The following is a 17,910-nucleotide window of genomic DNA, read 5'->3' as shown; positions in this document are numbered from 1 at the left end:
GCCTTCACTCCTCCCCCAGCAGGCGGCGCAGTTCACCCGTCACCGTCGACTCCGTGCCGTCCAGCACGGCCAGGGCGCGCCGCCATTCGTCGCGGGCCTCCTCGCCACGCCCGCCGGCCCGCAGCAGCAGGCCCCGCTGGTGGCGGGCGAGGCCGACGGCGTACTGGTCGGCGCGGCGGACGGCGAAGTCGAGGAGGAGGGCGCACTCCCGGTCCGCCCGGTCGGCCTGCCCCAGTTCGCGCAGGGCCCGGACCAGACCGAGCCGCGTCTTGGACTCGCCCTGCCAGTCCTCGTCGTCGCCGAGGACGCGCAGGCTCTGCTCGAAGCTGCGGACGGCGGCGGCCGGTTCGCCGAGCCGGAGGTGGGCATAGCCGATGTTGCAGTGCGCGGTGTGCCGTACGACGACGCTGTCGGCGATCTCGCCGAGGGCGAGACTCCGCTCGTGGTGGGCGATGGCGGCGCGCGCGTCGGTGTGTTTGACCAGGTTGCCGAGATGGCTGAAGGTGACGGCCTCGCCGTAGGGGTCGCCGAGCTGCCGGGACAGCTCCAGGCTCTCCCGCAGCGCCTCCTCGCTCTCCTCGTACCGGCCGAGGCTCTCCAGCACCAGCCCCCGGTTGTTGAGGCACCGCCGTACGCACGACACGACGCCGAGCTTCCGCCACAGTGTCAGGCCCTGGTCGTTGAGGTCGAGCGCGTCCGAGGCACGGCCGGACATGAAGTGCAGCCCGGCCCGGTCGGTCAGCGCGAACGCCTCCGCCTCGTCGTCGCCCAGCGACCGCGCCACGTCCAGGGCGTACCCGCCGAGCACGTCCAGCTCGGCGAGCCGGCCGCCGCGGTGCAGATACGGGAAGAGGTGCCGGACCAGGACGGGTGTGTACGCCGCCGTCCCGCCGCCGGGCTCGCGCGAGCAGCGCTCCACGAGGGCGACGATGTTGGGGAGTTCGCGGTCGCCCCAGGCGAAGGCCTCCTCGGCGGAGGCGAAGGGTTCCGTGGTGGCCGCCGCCGGTTGCGTCGGGGTCGTACGGAGCCGTTCGTCGCGTTCGTGGCCGGGCGGGAGCAGTACCAGCAGGCTCTCCCGGGCGCGGGCGGCGTACCAGCGGAGGGCTTCGGTGGTCTCGCCCCCGGCGGTGGGGCCGGTCGGGTCGGCCGGGGTGGACCTCCCCTCGACCGCGCCGGTCCGGGTCGCGGCGATACCCGCCGTGCCGGCCCGGACCGTGCCGGTACCCGCCGTATCGGTCCGGGCCGCGCCGGTACCCGCCGGGCCGGTGCGGGCCCCATCGGGGCGGGCCGCGCCTGTCCGGCTGATGCCTGCCCGGACGATGGCCGTCCGAACGGTGGTTGTCCGAGCGGTGGTTGTCCGAGCGGTGGTCGTCCGGGCCGCGGCGGCTGTCCGGGACGTGTCGGCGAGTTCGCGGGCGAAGTGGCGGACGAGGTCGTGCGGGACGTAGCGGCCGTACGTCGTCTCCTCCAGCAGCGCGACGTCGACGAGGCGGTCGAGGGCGGCCTCGGCGCGGCGTTCGTCGGTGCCGGCCAGGCGGGCGAGGAGGGGGGCGCCGTACGCGGGCAGGTCGAGGGCGCCGATGAGGCGGAGGACGTGGGCGGCGTCGCCGTCGGCCTCGCGGTCGGAGGCGCGCAGGGCCTCGTGGGCGACGGCGAGGGAGCGCCGGACGCTCAGGTCGTCGTATTCGAGGTGGTGCAAACGGCTCTCGGTGGCGGCCAGTTGGCCCGCGAGCGCGTCCGGGGTGAGCGCGCGGCGGGCGGCGAGCCGGGCCGCGACGACCCGGAGGGCGAGTGGGAGCCGCCCGGTGAGTTCGACGAGGGGGTGCGCGGCGTCGAGCCCGGCCGCCCGTCCGGACGCGGCGCGCAGCAGCTCGGCGCTCTCGTCGTCCGACAGCGGGGCGAGCGGGAAGCGGTGCGCGCCGTCCAGCGCGGTGAGCGGCGAACGGCTCGTCACGATCACCGCGCACCCGGCGCCGGCCGGCAGCAGCGGGCGTACCTGCGCGGCGTGCGCGGCGTCGTCCAGCACCATCAGCGTGCGGGTCGGCGCGAGGGTCGACCGGAGCAACGCTGCGGCGGCGTCCGGGTGTTCGGGGATGCGGCGCGGGTCGGCGCCCAGGTCGCGGAGGAGGGAGGCGAGGGCCTGGGCCGGCGTGAGAGGGGTCATGCCCGGGGTCGCGCCGTGCAGGTTGACGTACAGCTGGCCGTCCGGGAAGCGGTCGGCCAGCTCGTGGGCGAGGTGGAGGGCGAGGGCGCTCTTGCCGACACCGGCCATGCCGCTGATCACGACGGGTTCCGCGGACGCGGGGCGCCCCGGGGCGCGGGTGGGGGCGTGACCGCTCCGGTCGTGGGCGCCCGGCGGGCCCGCTTCGCGGGCGCTGGGCCGCAGGGCGGCGTCCGGTGCGCCAGGGCCGCGGGACGGGGTGGTCACGGCGAGCGCCGCGCGCAGCTCGGCCAGGACCCGGCGGCGTCCCGTGAAGTAGGCGGGCGGAGGCGGAAGTTGAGCGGGGACCGGCGGCTCGGGGGCGGCCGGCCCGGCGGTCGGCGGCCCGGGGTGCGGGTCCTCGCCCTCCCGGAGGATCTCCAGATGGGCCTCGCGTACGGCGGGGCCGGGGTCCACACCGAGTTCGTCGCGGAGCCGGTCCCGGAGGTCACGGTGCACGGCGAGGGCCTCGGCCTGGCGGCCGGTGCGGTGCAGGACGAGCATGAGGAGACGGTGGAAGGCCTCCCGCAGGGGGTGCTCGGCGACCAGGGCGGCGAGTTCGGGGGCGAGGGCGGTGAGGGCGTGCGCCTCCCCGAGGGCCGCGGGGTGCCCGGGTTCCGTGGGGCCGTCGGTGGCGGCGCGCGCGAGGTGGAGTTCGGCGTCGTAGCGGCGTTCGAGGAGGAGCAGCCGGGCCTCCTCCAGGCGTTGCGCGAAGGCGTGTGCGCCGAAGTCCCCTGCGGGCAGGCCGCCGAGCGGGGTGCCGCGCCAGAGGGCTAGCGCGGCGGTGGCCTCGTGGACGGTGCGCGCCCAGTCGTGGGCGGCGTGCGCGGCACGCGCGGCGGCGGCGCGCGCCTCGAAGACCTGGACGTCCAGCTCGCCCTCGTCGACCCGCAGGAGATAGCCCGGCGGTACGGCGCGCAGCCGGTCGGGGTCGTCGAGGAGCCTGCGCAGCCGGGTCACATGGTTCTGGAGGGACGCCTGCGCGGACGGCGGCGGCGCCCCGTCCCACAGCACGTCCTTCAACGCGTCGACGGACACGACACGACCGGGTTCGAGGAGCAGCGCGACGAGGAGAGCACGCACCTTGCCGCTGCCGACGGGGCGTACGGCGCGAGTGGCCGGGTGGGGGAGGGTGACCGGGGGGCGGGGGCGGGTGTCCCGGTGGTCGGGGTGGGCGTCCCGGTGTCCGGCACGGGCGTCGTGGGCGCCGGCGGGTGCGCCATCGTTGTCGGGGCGCTGGTCGGGGCCGGGGTGGGGACCGGAGTCGGAACCCGGGGGACCGGATTCGGGGGCGAGGTGGGGTGTGAGGCCGGGGTCGCCGTCGGGTGAGTCGGAGGCGTCGTACAGCACGGGCGGACCCAGCAGTCCGAACCGCAGCCCGTCCCGCATGGCGTCCGTCCGCTGCCTTCCCGTGCCGTCGTACCGGACCGCGCCCCCCGGCGACTCGCGTCGGCACGCGCCGACTCTTCCACGGCTTCCGTACGGTCCCGGAGGGACCGTTGGGCACATGTTAGCGATCCGTTGGCGGGACCTGATGTGATCACTTCATCGGATCCGGCGCCGACGGCGCACGCGGACGACGCGTAGCTCGGGGGAGCGCCGCCGCCGCTGCCGGATCCGGGAACGCGCAGTGCCCCGGTCGGTGGAGGTGAACGACCGGGGCATGCGTGTGACCGGCGGGTGCCTGCGCCGGCCCGGACTACAGAACGGGCGGGCGGCCCAGCCGGGTGAGGCGCCACACCGTGCGCCAGCGCATGGGCCGGCGTTCGCCGCCCGACACCCGCCAGCCTTCCAGGAACCCGCCGAACCACGCGCGCAGTCCGCCCCCGGAACGGGTCCGCAGCAGGGTGATGAGCACCCACACCCCCAGATGGACGGGGATGAGGAGCAGCGGGAGCCGGCGGCGGGCCAGCCAGACGCGGTTGCGGGCGTTGACCCGGTAGTAGATCGCGTGCCGGGCGGGCGACGTCTTCGGGTGCTGGAGGAGCAGTTCGGGGGCGTAGAGCACGGTCCAGCCGGCGTCGATCGCCCGCCACGCCAGGTCCGTCTCCTCATGCGCGAAGAAGAACTCGGCGGCCCAGTCGCCCGTCTCGTGGAGCATGGCCATGGACAGGGCGTGCCCGCCACCGAGGAAGCCGGTGACCGGGCCGCCCCGCAGGGGGTCCTTGGCCCCGACCCTCGGCACGTGCCGCCGCTGGGTCTCGCCGGTCTCGTCGGCGATGCGGAAACCGACGATGCCGAGGCGGGGTTCGGCGACGTACAGGTCCCGGACGCGGCGCAGGACGTCGGCGTCGACGAGCAGTCCGTCGTCGTCCAGTTCGACGACGATGTCGACGTCCCCGAAGGCGCGCAGCCGCTCGATGGCCACGTTGCGGCCGCCGGGGCAGCCGAGGTTCTCGTCCACCTCGATCGGCGTGACCTCGCCGGGGAGGCCGAGGCGCTCGGCGAACTCCGGCAGCGGGCACCCGTTGCCCACGATGACGATGCGCGCGGGCGCCAGGTCCTGCTTGGCCACGGACGCGAGCAGCGCGTCCACCTCGGCGGGCCTGTTGCCCATCGTCACCACGGCGACGGCGACCCGAGGCCCCTCCTCCGCGTCCGTCACGACACCAACCCCATCCCGTCGACCGACATCCGAGACAGCCGACGAGCCCCCGCGACCGACCGGCTGATTACCCGCCGGATGCTAGCCGTTCACGCCGACGACTTCTCAGGGACGCCCCAAGTACGCGCTTGTTGCGGCCCGGTCGGCGAGATCCGCGCCCCCACCCGGACCCTCGGCGGCGAGATCACCGTGAGCTGGGGAGAAGGCGGCGACGACATCGGCGCACCGCCCCGAGGCCCGCCCCCGGATGTCGCCGGTACCGCCGATGACACCGGCGACCGGACCGGTGGCCTCGCGGAAGCCGCTGGCCTCACGGGCTCCGGCGGCCTCACGGGCTCCGGCGGCCTCACGGGCTCCGGCGGCCTCACGGGAACCGGCGGAGCCGACCGGCTATCTCCTCGCGTCCGGCCTCCAGTCCTGGACGAGGAGGCCGAGGAGCACCTCGTCGAGGAACTCGCCCATCACCCAGGCCGAGGAACGCAGGACGCCCTCGCGGACGAAGCCGTTGCGCTCGGCGGCGCGGAGCATCGCCGTGTTGTCCGACAGCGTCTCGATCTGGAGCCGGTGCAGGCCGCGCACGACGAACCCGTAGTGGCACAGCACGGCGACGACGTCGGTGCCGTAGCCCTTGCCGCGGCAGGACGGCAGGAGCCCCAGCCCGATGTGGGCGCACCGGTTGTGGTTGTCGATGCCCCAGAGGGTCGCGGTGCCGACCAGGCTGTCGCCCTCCAGTTCGACCACGGAGAACTTGACGACGGCGTCGTTCTCGTCGTCCCCCACCAGCCGTCGGTCCTTCGAACCGGGCGTGATCGGCCGCCACGGGCCCGCCTCGGCTCGCGCCGCGTTGGCCACGTCGTCGTAGAGCTCGCTCCGCAGGACCGGGATGTCGTCCTCGTACCGGGCCCTGAGCCCGACCTTGGTCCCCTTCAGCATGCGAGCTTCCTATCCGACGGCCCTGACCGGCGGCAAACCAATAAACGACGAGCGTGTCCGTGGGCACAGCGCGGCCCCTCCGCGCGACGGCATCGCGCGCAGGGGCCGCTCACCGGTCGTTCAAGGACGCCCGCTCCGGGGGCAGTTCACGCCCGCAGCGGGTTCGCCCGTACCGCCGCCATCAGGTACCAGGCCGTCGCCCCGGTGTGCCGGTACGGGTAGTAGCCGAAGCCGAAGCCCGTGTCGAGGGGGCTGCTCGCGGAGACGACGCCGGCGCGCTCGGGGAGGGCACGGCCGCCGACGGTCTGGGCGGTGCCGAGGTGGTCCTGGGCGCGTTCGAGGGAGTCGAGCAGGCGCCGTGCGCGGTACTCGTCGCCGCGCGCCCCCCGGTCGCGGAAGGCGAGCGCCAGATGGGCGGTTCCCTCGAACCACACGCCGTTGCGGTCCGGCTTCGGCTGGAACTCGGCGATCGGCTTGTCCTCGTCGGCGACGAGGCTCGCGGAGCTGAACGTGACCCCCTCGTACGACTGCCCCGCGGGCACCGTGCTGTTGGGGCGCCCGGAGTGGTCGAGGACGGCCAGTTCGGTGGCCGCCCAGTCCAGGGACCGGGCGTGGCGGCGCGAGTCGAGCGCGAGGTGGGTCCAGGTCTGCGTGTCCTCGGGGAGGGGCGACTTGTTGACGGTGACCCCGTCGTTGGTGCCCGTGTAGAAGAACCCGCCCGCCGGCTCCCACATCCGCAGCACGAACGCCTCCGCCCGCGCCGCGCGCTCCCGCCACACCCGGTCCCCGGTGAGCCGGGCGAGCCGTCCGAACAGGCAGATCAGGTCCGTGTTGTGCTCGGTCGACGTGAAGGGCAGCTTCTCGTTCGCCCCGTTCACGCCGAACTTGTAGCCGCCCAGGGGCTCGTCGGTGCGGCCGGTCAGCTCGATCCACTCCCCGATCCGCACCGCCGCCGCGAGGAACCGCCGGGCGCGTGTCCGCCTGGCCAGCGCGCTCAGCGCGATACCGGCCCACGCCATGTCCCCGACGGCCGTCCCCGTGAAGCCGAACTGCGTGCCGACGTTCGCGGTGCCGTCCGGCCGGACGAACCCGTGCGGCTGCGGCACGCCGTCGAAGAAGACGTACGGCCCGACGTTGTACGCCTGCCGCAACCGCCCGTCGTCGTACGCCGGGTCGTGCTCCTGGGCGTAGACCAGGGCGTCCCCGAGGGCGACGGCCCGGACCTCGCCGTCCCGCGTGCGCACCGCCAGATGGGCGAGGATCGCGAGGGCGTTGTCGTACGTGAACGCCGTGCTGAACAGGTTCGCCTGGTCGGTGTAGCTCTGCGTCAGCCGGACGGGGCCGTGGTCCGGGTAGGCGTCCATGGCGGCGGCGAGGAAGGACTGCGCCCGCCGCCGGGCCGACGCGCCGGGGGTCCTGGCGGCCCCGGCCCGCTGCCCGGCCGAGACCCCGGGCGCCGCGTGGGCCGTGCCGGAGAGGCCGGTCGCGGTGAACGCCGCCACGCCGAAGCCGAGCAGCGCGCGACGGCTGGGTGTCGGACCTGGTCTGCCGGTCATGTTTCTCCCTCGGAGTGCGGGACATCAGGCGACACCTGACGCTTGAGAGCGCTCTCAGAGCGCGCGCCGCTCATTGTGCTGGCGCTCGTGAGGCGGGTCAACGCCTGTGACGTGTCGGGCGGTTGCGGGGACCGGTTGGGAGGGAGAGGTGGGAGGCGTCAGGGGCGGGGCCCGCGTGGGGGTGGGCACACGGGTGGGCGGGGGCACGCGGGCGGGGCACGCGTGGGCAGGGCACGCGTGGGCAGGGCACGCGTCGGGGGCACACGGATGGGCGGGGCCGGCGCTGGGCGGGGCCGGCGTCCCGCGCGCCGGACGTGGTGCGCGGGACGCCCTCCGGGGCCGGCAGGCCGGTGCGCGGACTCCGCGACGCGCACCCCGGAGCCTCGGCTCCGGCCCCCGCACCGGCCCTCGCCGAGGCCGCCCGGCCCGCCGACCGGACCTCCCCCTTCGCCCTTCGCCCTTTGCCCTTTGCCCTGGGAAGGGAAGCCCGCCCGCGGTTCGAGGCGGCCTTGGCGCAGCCCTCAGCGTCGGCGCCCCGTCTCCTCGCCATCTCCACGGTCCGGCGCGTCCAGGGCGAGCCGCACGCTGTCGCGGGCGGACGCCCCCTCGGACCACGCCGCCTCGTACGCCTGGGCGCCGAGGGCCTGGCGAACCCGGTGTTCCGTGGTGGTGTGGGCGTCGTGGAACGGACGCAGTCCGATGAGCGCGACTCCGGTGTCCTGTCGCAGGCGATGGGCGGCTCCCAGCAGCCGGGCCGACTGCGCGGGGTGGCCGGTGGCCGCCATGGCCCACGCCAGTGTCTCGACACCCCAGACCGGGCCCCAGCTGTCGCCGATGGCCCGTTGCCGGCCCAGCGCTTCGCGCAGGTGAGCCGGGGAGCGGGCCGCCGTGCCGTGCCGCAGCTCGAACAGGCCCGCGCACCACTGGACCCAGGTGCGGGCCCACTCGGCGCCGCTGTCCGCGGCATCCGCCGCGTAGGCGTCGAGAGCCGTACGGGCCGAGGGCCGGTCGCCGAGGAACGCCTCGGCCATGGCCCAGAGCATCGTGGCCATGTGAGCGTCCCCCTTCTGGCCCGCCGCGAGGAACTGGTCCCTCGCCTCGGTCAGGAGGGCGGCGGAGCACGGGTCGCCCCGCACCAGCATGGCGTGAGCGCCTTCGATGAAGGTCAGCGGCGGGGCCACGCCTGCGCCGGCGTCCGCGCCGCCGGGGAGTTCGCCCGCCATGGTGCGGCACGCGGTCAGGAACGCCTCGGCGGAGGGGTTGTCCCCCTGGCAGAGCGCGACCCAGGCCCGCATCGCCAGCCCTCCCGCGGTCAGGGCCCGCGGTGCGTCGGTGTTCAGACCGACAAGGCGCTCCAGCCAGTGGCGGCCCTCGCCCAACGTACTGTTGAAGAACCAGAACCGGGTGCGGGCGAGACTGACCGCGATCTCCGTGCCCGCCTCCACCCGGTCGCGTCGCGTGGCGCAGAAGCCGAGCGCGGTACGGAAGTTGGGGAGTTCGGTCCGTAGCCGGATCAGCCAGTCGACCTCCCCCGGTCCGCACCACTCGTCGCCGGCGCGCGCCGCCACCCTCCGGTAGTGGTCGGCGTGCCGGAGGCGGAGCTTCGTCGCGCCGTCCTGTTCCCGGAGCCGCTGCAGGCCGTACTGGCGAATGGTCTCGAGCAGGCTGTACCGGGCCCGGTCGCCCGAACTGTTCACCGTCACGATCGACTTGTTCACCAGCCCGGCCAGCAGGTTCAGCACGTCCTCCCGGGCGATGCCCTCGCCACCGCACACCGCCTCGGCGGCCTCCAGGTCGAAGCCGCCGGAGAACACCGACAGGCGGCTCCACAGCAGTCGCTCCCGCTGGGTGCACAGGTCGTGGCTCCAGTCGACGACGCCGCGCAGAGTGAGCTGGTAGCGGGTGACGGGATGCCCGTACGGCACGGACAGCAGGCGGAACCTGTCGTCCAGGCGTTCCAGGATCTCGTCGACCGTCATCGTGCTCAGCCGGACCGCCGCCAGTTCGATGGCGAGCGGGATCCCGTCCAGCCGTCGGCACAGTTGGGCGATCGCACCGCGGTTGCGGGAGCCGATCCGGAACGCCGGCGCGGCGGCGACGGCACGGTCGACGAACAGCCGTACGGCCTCGGAGCGGTCCGCGGTGCCGTCCTCGGCACCGCGGGTGGTGTCGGTCCGCTGAAGCGGTACGGGGCGGTCGGCGCCGGGGACGGTGAGGGAGGGCACCGTCAGGACGTGCTCGCCGGGGATCCCCAGCCGCTGTCTGCTGGTGGCCAGGACACGGAGCCCGGGGGCGGCCCGAGCCATCCTCAGGACCAGGGCCGCGAGGTCGTCGACGAGATGCTCGCAGTTGTCGAGGACGACCAGCAGCCGCTGGTCGCGCAGATGGTCCACGATGGTGTCGACGACGGGCCGCGCGGAATGGTCGCGCACCCCGAGGGCCTCGGCGACCGCCCGGTCGAGGAGTTCGGGTCCGGTCAGGGGCGCCAGGTCCGCGAGGCGGACACCGTCCGGGAACGCCGGTTCCAGCTCCGCGGCCGCCCGCAGCGCGAGCCGGGTCTTGCCGACGCCGCCCACGCCGGTGAGCGTGACCACCCGGGCGGACGCCAGAACGGCCCGCACCTCGGCGAGTTGTGCTTCCCGGCCGATGAACGTGGTCATCTCGACCGGCAGGTTCCCCGTGGCCCGAGGACGCGCGGCCGCCGCCCCGCCTGACGCTTCACCCAGGTCCGGCGCGGCGGCCAGCAGCCGCTGGTGCAGCCTCCTCAGCTCGGTCCCCGGGGTGACCCCCAGTTCGTCGGCCAGCACCCGGGCGACCTCGCGATAGCACTCCAGCGCTTCGCCCTGCCGCTCGCAGCGGGCGAGCGCCAGCATCCGCTGGGCCCAGAAACGTTCGCGCAGCGGGTGGGCCCCGATGAGCGCGCGCAGTTCCGGCAGGACGTCGAAGGCCCGGCCCAGCATGAGTTCGGCGTCGATCCGCAGTTCCAGGGCGTCCAGACGCTGTTCGTCCAACGCCGGCACGACGTCGCGGAGGAGGTCCGCGGGGAGATCGGAGAGCGGCTCGCCGCGCCACAGTGCCAGCGCCTCACGCAGCAGTTGCGCCGCGCTCGCCGCCCTGCCCTCCTGGAGCGCGGTGCGGCCCTGGAGGGCGAGGGCGGTGAAACGGTGCAGGTCCAGTGCGTCCGCGTCGACCGTGATCACATAACCGCGGGGGTGCGTGAGCACGGGGGTGCCGTCCGCGGCGCAGTCGAGAGTGCGTCGCAGGCGCAGCACGTAGTTCTGCAGGGTGTTGCGGGCCCCTCGGGGAGGCTGGTCGCCCCACAGCCGGGCCATCAGCCGTTCCACGGTGACTGCTTGGTTGGCCTCGGTCAGCAACGCCACCAGCAGCAGGCGGAGTTTGGCCGCGCCGATGGCCACGGGGCGCCCGTCACGCCGGACTTCCAGTGGCCCCAGGATCCTGAATTCGTACCGTGCGCTCACTGATTCCTCGGTGATCCGATCCCCGGGTTCCACCAGCATACGACGGCGCGTGACCGCCGTGCGACTGCACGTAACCGTCGCGCGACCGGGAGGTGACCGCGGTGACGGCGGCCACTGACACGGTGAGGCCGTCCCCCAGGTGCGCGCCCGCCGCGCACGCTGCTGCGCCTCTCGGGAGTTCCCCATGGCCTCGACCGGACCCTCAGAGCTGAACTCGCCGTCCCGGGCGGCGGCCGTGCTGCACCGGCCGACGGTCACGTTGGGCGAGCACCTCGGCCGCCAGCTGTCGGGGGTGTGCGACGCCGTGGGTGTCGGCCTGCCCGACGGTGGTTCGACGCGCTCACTGCTCGATCTGCTGGGCCCCTCCGCGGGGCGCCCGCCGACCGCCGGCCCGCCGTCGCCGTCGTTCGTCTCCGACGACCACTGCCCGGCCGAGTTCTCCGTGTCGTTCCCCACCGCGGACGCCCCGACCGTGCGGGTCGTGGTCGAACCCGGGTGCGCCGCGCGCTCCTTCGCGGAGAGCGGGCGCGTGGGCCGACGCGCTCTCGAGGTGCTGGCCGAACGCTGGGGTTTCCCGACCGGGCCGGTGGACCGGGTGGCAGACCTGTTCTTCCCCGCCACCGCCCAGGGGCCGTTCGCCCTGTGGTGCGCGATGGATCTGCGCAGGAACCGGCCCCCCGGCGTCAAGGTCTACGTCAACCCGGCGTGCCACGGCCGCGGTCTGTCCCCGGAGGTCACCGAGGAGGCTTTGGCCCGGTTCGGCTTCGGCCGGGCGTGGCCGGCGCTGCTGGAACACGCCGCGTCGCGCGGGCCGGACCACGACGAGTTCCTGTTCTTCGCCATGGACGTGGGGGACTGGCAGACGCGGCGGGTGAAGGTCTACGTCGCCCACCGCGACTTCTCCGCGTCCGGGGTTCAGGCGGTTTCCCGCCTGCTGCCGGGTGGCCGCGCCCGACGGCTGGGGGAGTTCTGCCGCACCGTCGGCGGCACCGAGTCCTTCGGCCGCCGCCCCCTCGTCTCCTGCCTGTCCTTCACGGAGGGGGACAGGGAACGTCCCAGCGGCTACACCGTGCACGTGCCGGTGCGTGACTACGCCCGGGACGACCAGGTGACCCGGAACCGCGCCGCGACCATCCTGCGGCGCTACGGCATGGACACCGACGCGCTCGACCGCGCACTGGCCGCCATGACGCGCCGCGACGCGAGCGAGGGGGTGGGACTGATCTCGTACGTCTCACTCGTCCAGAGCACCCGGCTGCCGCCTCGGCTGACGGTCTATCTCGCACCGGAGTTCTACGAAGTCCGGCCACCACGGGAGCCGGCAGCTCCGCGCACCGACGGCGACGGGCAGTGACCGACCCGCCGCCGGGCCGACGGGCGGCGGACGCCCGGAATCCACCACTCGCCCCCGCGCCGAACGGAAGACCGACCCCCATGGAGCCGTACAGGATCAAGGCCGTCGAGCCCCTCCCGATGACCACACGCGCACAGCGGGAAGCAGCGTTGCGGCGCGTGCGCTACAACCTCTTCGCCCTGCGCGCCGACGAGGTCACGATCGACTTGCTCACCGACTCGGGGACAGGCGCTCTGTCGGCCGCGCAGTGGGCCGCGGGCGCGGCCGGTGACGAGTCGTACGCGGGCTCACGGTCCTTCCACCGCTTCCAGGAGGTGGTGAGCGAGCTGACGTCCTGTCCTTACGTCCTCCCGGTCCACCAGGGCCGGGCGGCGGAACGCATCCTCTTCTCCGCGCTGCTGTCCCCCGGATCGATCACGCTCGGCAACACCCACTTCGACACCACGCGCGCGAACGTGGAACTGAGCGGCGGCCAGGCCGTGGACCTGCCCTGCCGTGAGGCGCAGGACCTCGACAGCGACGAGCCGTTCAAGGGCAACATCGACCTGCGGCGACTCAGGGACGCCCTGTGCGGCCCGGACGCCTCCCGTGTCGCCGCGGTGATCATGACGCTGACGAACAACGGCGGTGGCGGCCAGCCCGTCTCCATGGACAACCTCGCCCGCGCCGCGACGCTGTGCCGGGAACACGGAGTCCCTCTCTTCCTGGACGCCGCGCGCTTCGCCGAGAACGCCTGGCTGGTCACCCGGCATGAGCCCGCCTACCACGGGGTCAGCCCGCGCGAGGTCGCCGAGGAGGCCTTCAGTCTGGCCGACGGCTGCCTGATGAGCGCCAAGAAGGACGGAATCGCGCACATCGGCGGGTTCCTGGGCCTGCGCGACCCCGCCCTCGCCGAACGATGCCGGCTGCTGCTCGTCGCCACGGAGGGGTTCCCCACCTACGGCGGGCTGGCCGGACGGGACCTGGACATGATCGCCCAGGGCCTGACCGAGGTGACCGACCCCCACTACCTCCGCTCTCGGGCGGAGGCGGCCCGTCACCTCGCCCAGCTGGCCCGCGACGCGGGCATCAGCATCCTCGAACCACCCGGCCTGCACGCGATCTACCTCAACGCCGGCCGTCTCCTGCCCCACATCCCGCCCCACCGCTTCCCCGGCCACGCCCTCGCCTGCCAGCTGTACGTGGAGGGCGGCATCCGCTCCGTAGAACTGGGCTCCCTCTACCTGGGCAAGGAGGACGAGAACGGAGACCCGGTCACCACAGCCCCGTTCGAGCTCCTGCGCCTGGCCCTCCCCCGCAGGACGTACACACTCAGCCACTTGAACCACGTAGGCGAAACCCTGGCGAGGACCGCGGAGAACAGGGACAGGATCCCCGGCTACCGCCTGATCCACGCAAGCCCGGTCCTCCGCCACTTCCACTCCGAACTCGAACCGACACCTCTGTGACGGCGTACCGGAAGCAGGACCGCAGCGGTCCGGGCGTGAGGAGACGCACCACACGTGGGCGTCGGCCCTGTTGCCCGGGACCCCCGGACGGGCGGTGGCCACGACCCGCCGGGCGTCGGCATCGACGGTGACCTGGACGCGGCACGGGCTGTCCGGCGCCGGCACCCCGTGGCATGGGCCGGGAGCCGGAGACAGTCCGGCCGCTGCGGGCGGTGCGGGTCGGGCGGTGCGGGTCGGGTGGTCAGTCCGCGCGGCAGAACGTGTCCTTCGCGGGCATCTCGCCCTCGACGAGGTAGCGCGTGGTGGTGTTCAACGCGCAGGAGTTCTTGCCCAGAACGTAGACGCCGTGCCCGCTGTCGTCGACGCTGACCAGCCGGGCGCGGTCACCGAACTTCTCGCGCAGCATCTTCCCTCCCACGTGCGGGGTCGACGCGTCCCTGCGGTTCTGCAGGAGCAGCACGTTGCGCGGGCCTTCGGTGTCGACCTCCACGGGCGGTTCGGCGGGGGTGTACGGCCAGAAGGCGCAGGGTGTGATGTTGGCGGTGGCAGCGCCGTACAGCGGGTAGCGCTCACGGTCCTCGGCGACGCCCCGCCGGTAGGTGTCGACGTCCTCGGGCCACTCGACGTCGTTGCAGGTGGCGGCGAGGAACACGGTCAGGGCGTTGTCGGTCGGCGACACCGGCCCGTCCGTCCCTTCCTGCTGGTCGGCCCGAAGGCGGCGGACCGCGGCCGCGTCGCCTTCGAGCAGCGTCTGCCAGGTCTGCGCCAGCGTGGGGTACTGCGTCTGCTTGAACAGGTGGCCGAAGGTCAGGAGCCGGAAGAGACCGCCGTCGATCCCTGCGACGGGAGCCTTGTCGAGTCTGGCGGCGATGGTGAGGTAGGACGCCCGGACCTGCCCGGGTGTGCGGCCCAGTCCGTAGCTGTCGTGGCGGTCGGCGGCCCACTTCGCGAAGTCCGGCAGGGTCTGCTCCATGCCGAGCGCGTAGCGGCGCATGCCGTCGCGGTCGAGGTGGGTGTCCCCGATGTTGCTGTCGAGCACGATTCGGTCGGAGCGCTCGGGGAACATCGACGCGTAGGCAGCACCGAGTGCCGTGCCGTAGGAATAGCCCAGGTAGCTGGTCTTCTCCACGCCGAGTGCGGCCCGGATCCGGTCCAGGTCGCGCGCGGTGTTCGCGGTGGTGAGGTGACGGAGTCGGCCGTCGTCGTCGTTGTCCGCGCACTGCTGGGCTACCTGCTCGGCGACCTTCGCCTGTGCGGTGACCGCGGCGTCGTCCACCGCGTAGGGCGGGATGTTGGAGTAGTAGGGGCTGTCCGTGGTGAAGCCGCAGCCGACCGGTGTGGAATGACCGATCCCGCGGGTGTCCATGCCGATCAGGTCGTAGCGGTCGGTGACGCTGCTGGGCAGGCCCTGGGCCACCAGGAGCGCGGAGAGCGCCAGCCCGGATCCGCCGGGGCCGCCCGGGTTGAGCATGAGAACACCGCGCCTCTTGTCCGGGTCGGTGGCGGCCAGCCGGGAGACGGTGAGGTCGATCTGCTCGCCCTCCGGACGGGCGTAGTCCAGCGGCACGGACACGGTGGCGCACTGCAGCACGGTCGGAGTGGCTTCCGCCACGACGTCGTCGGGGCACCGACCCCAGTTCGCCCGGGGTGCTTTCGCCTCCTCGGCGGCGGCGGGCACGGTGGTCAGCGACGCGCCCAGGCCGAGGACCGCCAAGAGGGCCAGGCTCTGGGCGACACTGCCTTGTCGATTCATGTCCAGTCTCCGCATACGGGTTCGTGGTGGTGGTCGCGACCAGCCCACTCCCTGCCCCTGGGGCACGGTCAATGGCTGCCGGGTCGGAAACGGCCGGAGTTGACCGTGCCCCAGGGGCAGGGTTTTCAATGGCCGCCGGGCACGATCCTGGAGAGGGGGCTCCTGGTGGCGTGGAGTACCCGTCAACTGGCGGAACTCGCGGGCACGACGGCAAAGGCCGTCCGGCACTACCACGAGATCGGTCTGCTGGACGAGCCGGAACGGGCGTCCAACGGCTACAAGCTGTACGGCGTCAGTCATCTGGTGCGCCTCCTGCGTATCCGCAGACTGACCGACCTCGGCGTGGCCCTCGCGGACGTCCCCTCGGTCGAGAGCGGCGACGAGAGGGCGCGGCAGATCCTCCGGGACCTGGACGCCGAACTCGCGGCGGACATCGAGCGGCGGCAGCGGATGCGGCGGGAACTGGCGGCCGTCATGGAGCACCGGGCCGCGCTCGACATGCCCCCGGACTTCAGGACGCTCGCCGACGACCTGCCCGAGAATCAGCGGTCCCTGCTGATGGCCCTGTCCAGCATCCTCACACCCGTGGCGATGGCCGCCCTCCAGGAACAGCTCGCGGGACCCCGCGGGGATGTCGAAGCGGAGTTCGTGGCGCTCGACGAGGACGCTCCCGACGACGTACGGCAGCGGCTGGCTGCTCGCATGGCAGTCGAAGTCCGCCGGCAGCACCGGGAACACCCTGGTCTGGCCGACCTCGGGCTGGCCTCGCACCGGGAAAGGGCTGTTGCGGAGTCGGTCGCCGTGCACGCACTGGTCGAGTTCCACAACCGCGCCCACCTCGACGTGCTGCGGCGGGTCCACACCCTCCTCGTCGAGAACGACACGGCGGGAAGCGAGAGAGACGACGCCCAGCGGTGAGGGCGGCGCCGGGCAGGCCCAGGCCGCGTCCGTGCCGCCCGCGCAGCGTTGTACCGGCCTACTGGAACGAGGCCCGTGCGGCAGCGGACCGCGCCGCGGCCCCTGATGGGGCAGGTCGGCAGCCGACCAGCCCGCTCCGCACAAGGGGGCATGCATCACTCTGGCGCTCGCGCCCCTCCGTCGCGGGGAACGCGCCTCTGCCTGTCGGGGGGAACGCGCCCCTACCCGTCGGGGAGAAGCGGTGCGGAGGGGTGGCTGGTTCGGTTCACGGCCGAGTCGGCCCGGCGGTCGGTGCGGGGCCGACGGAGAGGACGTGGTCGACGGCGGCGTTGAGGGTCTCGGTCTCGGCGATCAGGACGGATGCGCCGGTGGGCAAGGCCCGTTCTACCGAGAGACCGTTGAGAACGGTGAGAAGGAACCTGACGTTGCGGGTGTGGTCCCCCGGGGGCAGTGCGCCTTCCTCGGCGAGCACGGTCAGCCAGTGTTCGACCAGACGCTCCGCCTCCCGCTCATGAGCGAGGTATGCGGCGCGTACGGGTTCGGTCGGCTCGGGTTCGATGAAGCTCCGGTAGATCGTGCCCCATGCGGTTCGCGCGTCCTGGTCGGTGCCGAGCGGTGCGAGGACCTGCCGCAGGCAGTTCAGCAGCCGTTCGCGGGGCGGCAGTGTCCGGTCCCGGATCGGGTCGCCGGGCAGGAGGTGCTCGTAGATCCGCGCGAGCACGCTGTCCTGCAGGCCGCGCTGGGTGGGGAAGTGGAACCTCAGCGAGCCGGTGCTCACTCCCGCACGCGCGGCGACCGCCCGCACGCTCAGCTTCGCCGTCATGTCCTCGGCGAGCATCTGCGCGGCGGCCTGGAGGATCTTCTCGCGTGTGTCCATGTCCCGCTCTCCTTGGCTTCTCCCAACCCCCTTCACTGTACTAGCACACCGTACTAGTACAGCGTGCTAGCGTTTCTCTAACACGCTGTACTAGTGAGGGTGCGGCCGACGTGCGCAGAAGGGGCGGAGCATGACCTGGAAGCAGTGGGCGGCATCAAGGCGCCTCAAGCCGGGAGACGGCAGGGAACTGCAGCGGTTCCGCTGGTGGCAGCTCCCCTTTCGCTCCCTGTTCTGGCTACGGCTTCCCGCCGCCGACGGGCCCGCCCGCCTGCACGCGGTCGACGTACGGCACTGGGCGCGGGTGGACGACAGCAGGATCCGGGCGCATCTGTTCCTGGACGGCAGGCACGTGGCCGAGTCGAAGCTGCCCGCGGTCTTCCCCGTCGACGGGGGCGTCATCGAGGTGGCGATGAGCGGCTACGGCATCAGGCGCTGCCACTACCGCCCCTCGGGCGGGCAGCCGCAGCAGCTCACGCCCGACCCGGCCTCGGCGGAGGGACGGCGGGCGCGCTTCGGTGCCCGCCATCCGGGACTGAGCCGGGCGATCGCCATCGGATCGGTGTTGCTGCTGGTCACAGGCGTGGGCCTGAACCTGTTGCAGCTCGCCGAACCCGTCTCTCAGATTCCTCCCGTCGCGCAGCGGATCGGAACGTTCGCATCGCCGATACACCTGCCGATCTGGCTGAACCTCGCGCTGGGGGTCGGGGCCGTCCTGGCGAGTACGGAGCGCGCGCTCCGCCTGCGGTACTCCGCTCTGCTCGACGCGGCCGGTCGCTGACCCCTCGGA

11 protein-coding genes are annotated in these 17,910 nt (G+C 73.5%); 4 read left to right on the top strand and 7 right to left on the bottom strand.

Annotation, left to right across the window (positions count from 1 at the left end; genetic code table 11):
* Positions 1 to 4: 4 nt before the first annotated feature.
* The 5 genes from GSY65_RS20930 to GSY65_RS20910 all read right to left on the bottom strand — a co-directional run bounded on the left by GSY65_RS20930 (position 5) and on the right by GSY65_RS20910 (position 10,710).
* Positions 5 to 3,589, bottom strand: a complete 3,585-nt coding sequence (locus GSY65_RS20930) for an AfsR/SARP family transcriptional regulator (RefSeq protein ID WP_236579945.1) — start codon at positions 3,587 to 3,589, stop codon at positions 5 to 7.
* A 310-nt stretch (positions 3,590 to 3,899) separates the two neighbouring features.
* Positions 3,900 to 4,805, bottom strand: coding sequence for a glycosyltransferase family 2 protein (locus tag GSY65_RS20925; RefSeq protein WP_159771059.1), 906 nt, complete (start codon positions 4,803 to 4,805; stop codon positions 3,900 to 3,902).
* Between the two features lie 390 nt (positions 4,806 to 5,195).
* Positions 5,196 to 5,738, bottom strand: a complete 543-nt coding sequence (locus tag GSY65_RS20920; protein WP_159771056.1) for a GNAT family N-acetyltransferase — start codon at positions 5,736 to 5,738, stop codon at positions 5,196 to 5,198.
* Between the two features lie 146 nt (positions 5,739 to 5,884).
* Positions 5,885 to 7,294, bottom strand: a complete 1,410-nt coding sequence (locus tag GSY65_RS20915) for a Tat pathway signal sequence domain protein (RefSeq protein WP_159771053.1) — start codon at positions 7,292 to 7,294, stop codon at positions 5,885 to 5,887.
* A gap of 521 nt (positions 7,295 to 7,815) precedes the next feature.
* Positions 7,816 to 10,710 carry a BTAD domain-containing putative transcriptional regulator gene (locus tag GSY65_RS20910; protein WP_236579943.1) on the bottom strand — a complete coding sequence of 965 codons (2,895 nt, stop codon included), beginning with the start codon at positions 10,708 to 10,710 and terminating at the stop codon, positions 7,816 to 7,818.
* Between the two features lie 247 nt (positions 10,711 to 10,957).
* On the opposite strand from GSY65_RS20910, the gene GSY65_RS20905 reads away from it, so the two are divergent.
* Both GSY65_RS20905 and GSY65_RS20900 read left to right on the top strand, forming a co-directional pair.
* Positions 10,958 to 12,127, top strand: a complete 1,170-nt coding sequence (locus GSY65_RS20905) for a tryptophan dimethylallyltransferase family protein (RefSeq protein ID WP_159771049.1) — start codon at positions 10,958 to 10,960, stop codon at positions 12,125 to 12,127.
* Positions 12,128 to 12,207: 80 nt separating this feature from the next.
* Positions 12,208 to 13,575, top strand: coding sequence for a tryptophanase (locus GSY65_RS20900; protein ID WP_159771047.1), 1,368 nt, complete (start codon positions 12,208 to 12,210; stop codon positions 13,573 to 13,575).
* A gap of 241 nt (positions 13,576 to 13,816) precedes the next feature.
* Here the strand turns inward: GSY65_RS20900 and GSY65_RS20895 are convergent, their stop codons facing one another.
* On the bottom strand, positions 13,817 to 15,328 hold the full coding sequence (locus tag GSY65_RS20895) for an alpha/beta hydrolase (RefSeq protein ID WP_159771045.1): 1,512 nt from the start codon (positions 15,326 to 15,328) through the stop codon (positions 13,817 to 13,819).
* Positions 15,329 to 15,493: 165 nt separating this feature from the next.
* Here GSY65_RS20895 and GSY65_RS20890 point away from each other — a divergent pair, with 165 nt between their 5' ends.
* Positions 15,494 to 16,246 carry a helix-turn-helix domain-containing protein gene (locus tag GSY65_RS20890; protein ID WP_159771043.1) on the top strand — a complete coding sequence of 251 codons (753 nt, stop codon included), beginning with the start codon at positions 15,494 to 15,496 and terminating at the stop codon, positions 16,244 to 16,246.
* Positions 16,247 to 16,511: 265 nt separating this feature from the next.
* Here GSY65_RS20890 and GSY65_RS20885 read toward each other — a convergent pair whose 3' ends face one another.
* Positions 16,512 to 17,123, bottom strand: coding sequence for a TetR/AcrR family transcriptional regulator (locus GSY65_RS20885; RefSeq protein WP_159771041.1), 612 nt, complete (start codon positions 17,121 to 17,123; stop codon positions 16,512 to 16,514).
* A 130-nt stretch (positions 17,124 to 17,253) separates the two neighbouring features.
* Between GSY65_RS20885 and GSY65_RS20880 the strand changes: the two genes are divergently transcribed.
* Positions 17,254 to 17,901 carry a hypothetical protein gene (locus tag GSY65_RS20880; protein ID WP_159771039.1) on the top strand — a complete coding sequence of 216 codons (648 nt, stop codon included), beginning with the start codon at positions 17,254 to 17,256 and terminating at the stop codon, positions 17,899 to 17,901.
* Positions 17,902 to 17,910: the final 9 nt, after the last annotated feature.

Origin of the sequence: Streptomyces sp. HM190, from assembly GCF_009857135.1 — a bacterium.
GTDB lineage: Bacteria > Actinomycetota > Actinomycetes > Streptomycetales > Streptomycetaceae > Streptomyces > Streptomyces heilongjiangensis.
The sequence above is the reverse complement of the archived record's forward strand: the minus strand, read 5'-3'. Positions and strand labels throughout refer to the sequence as shown.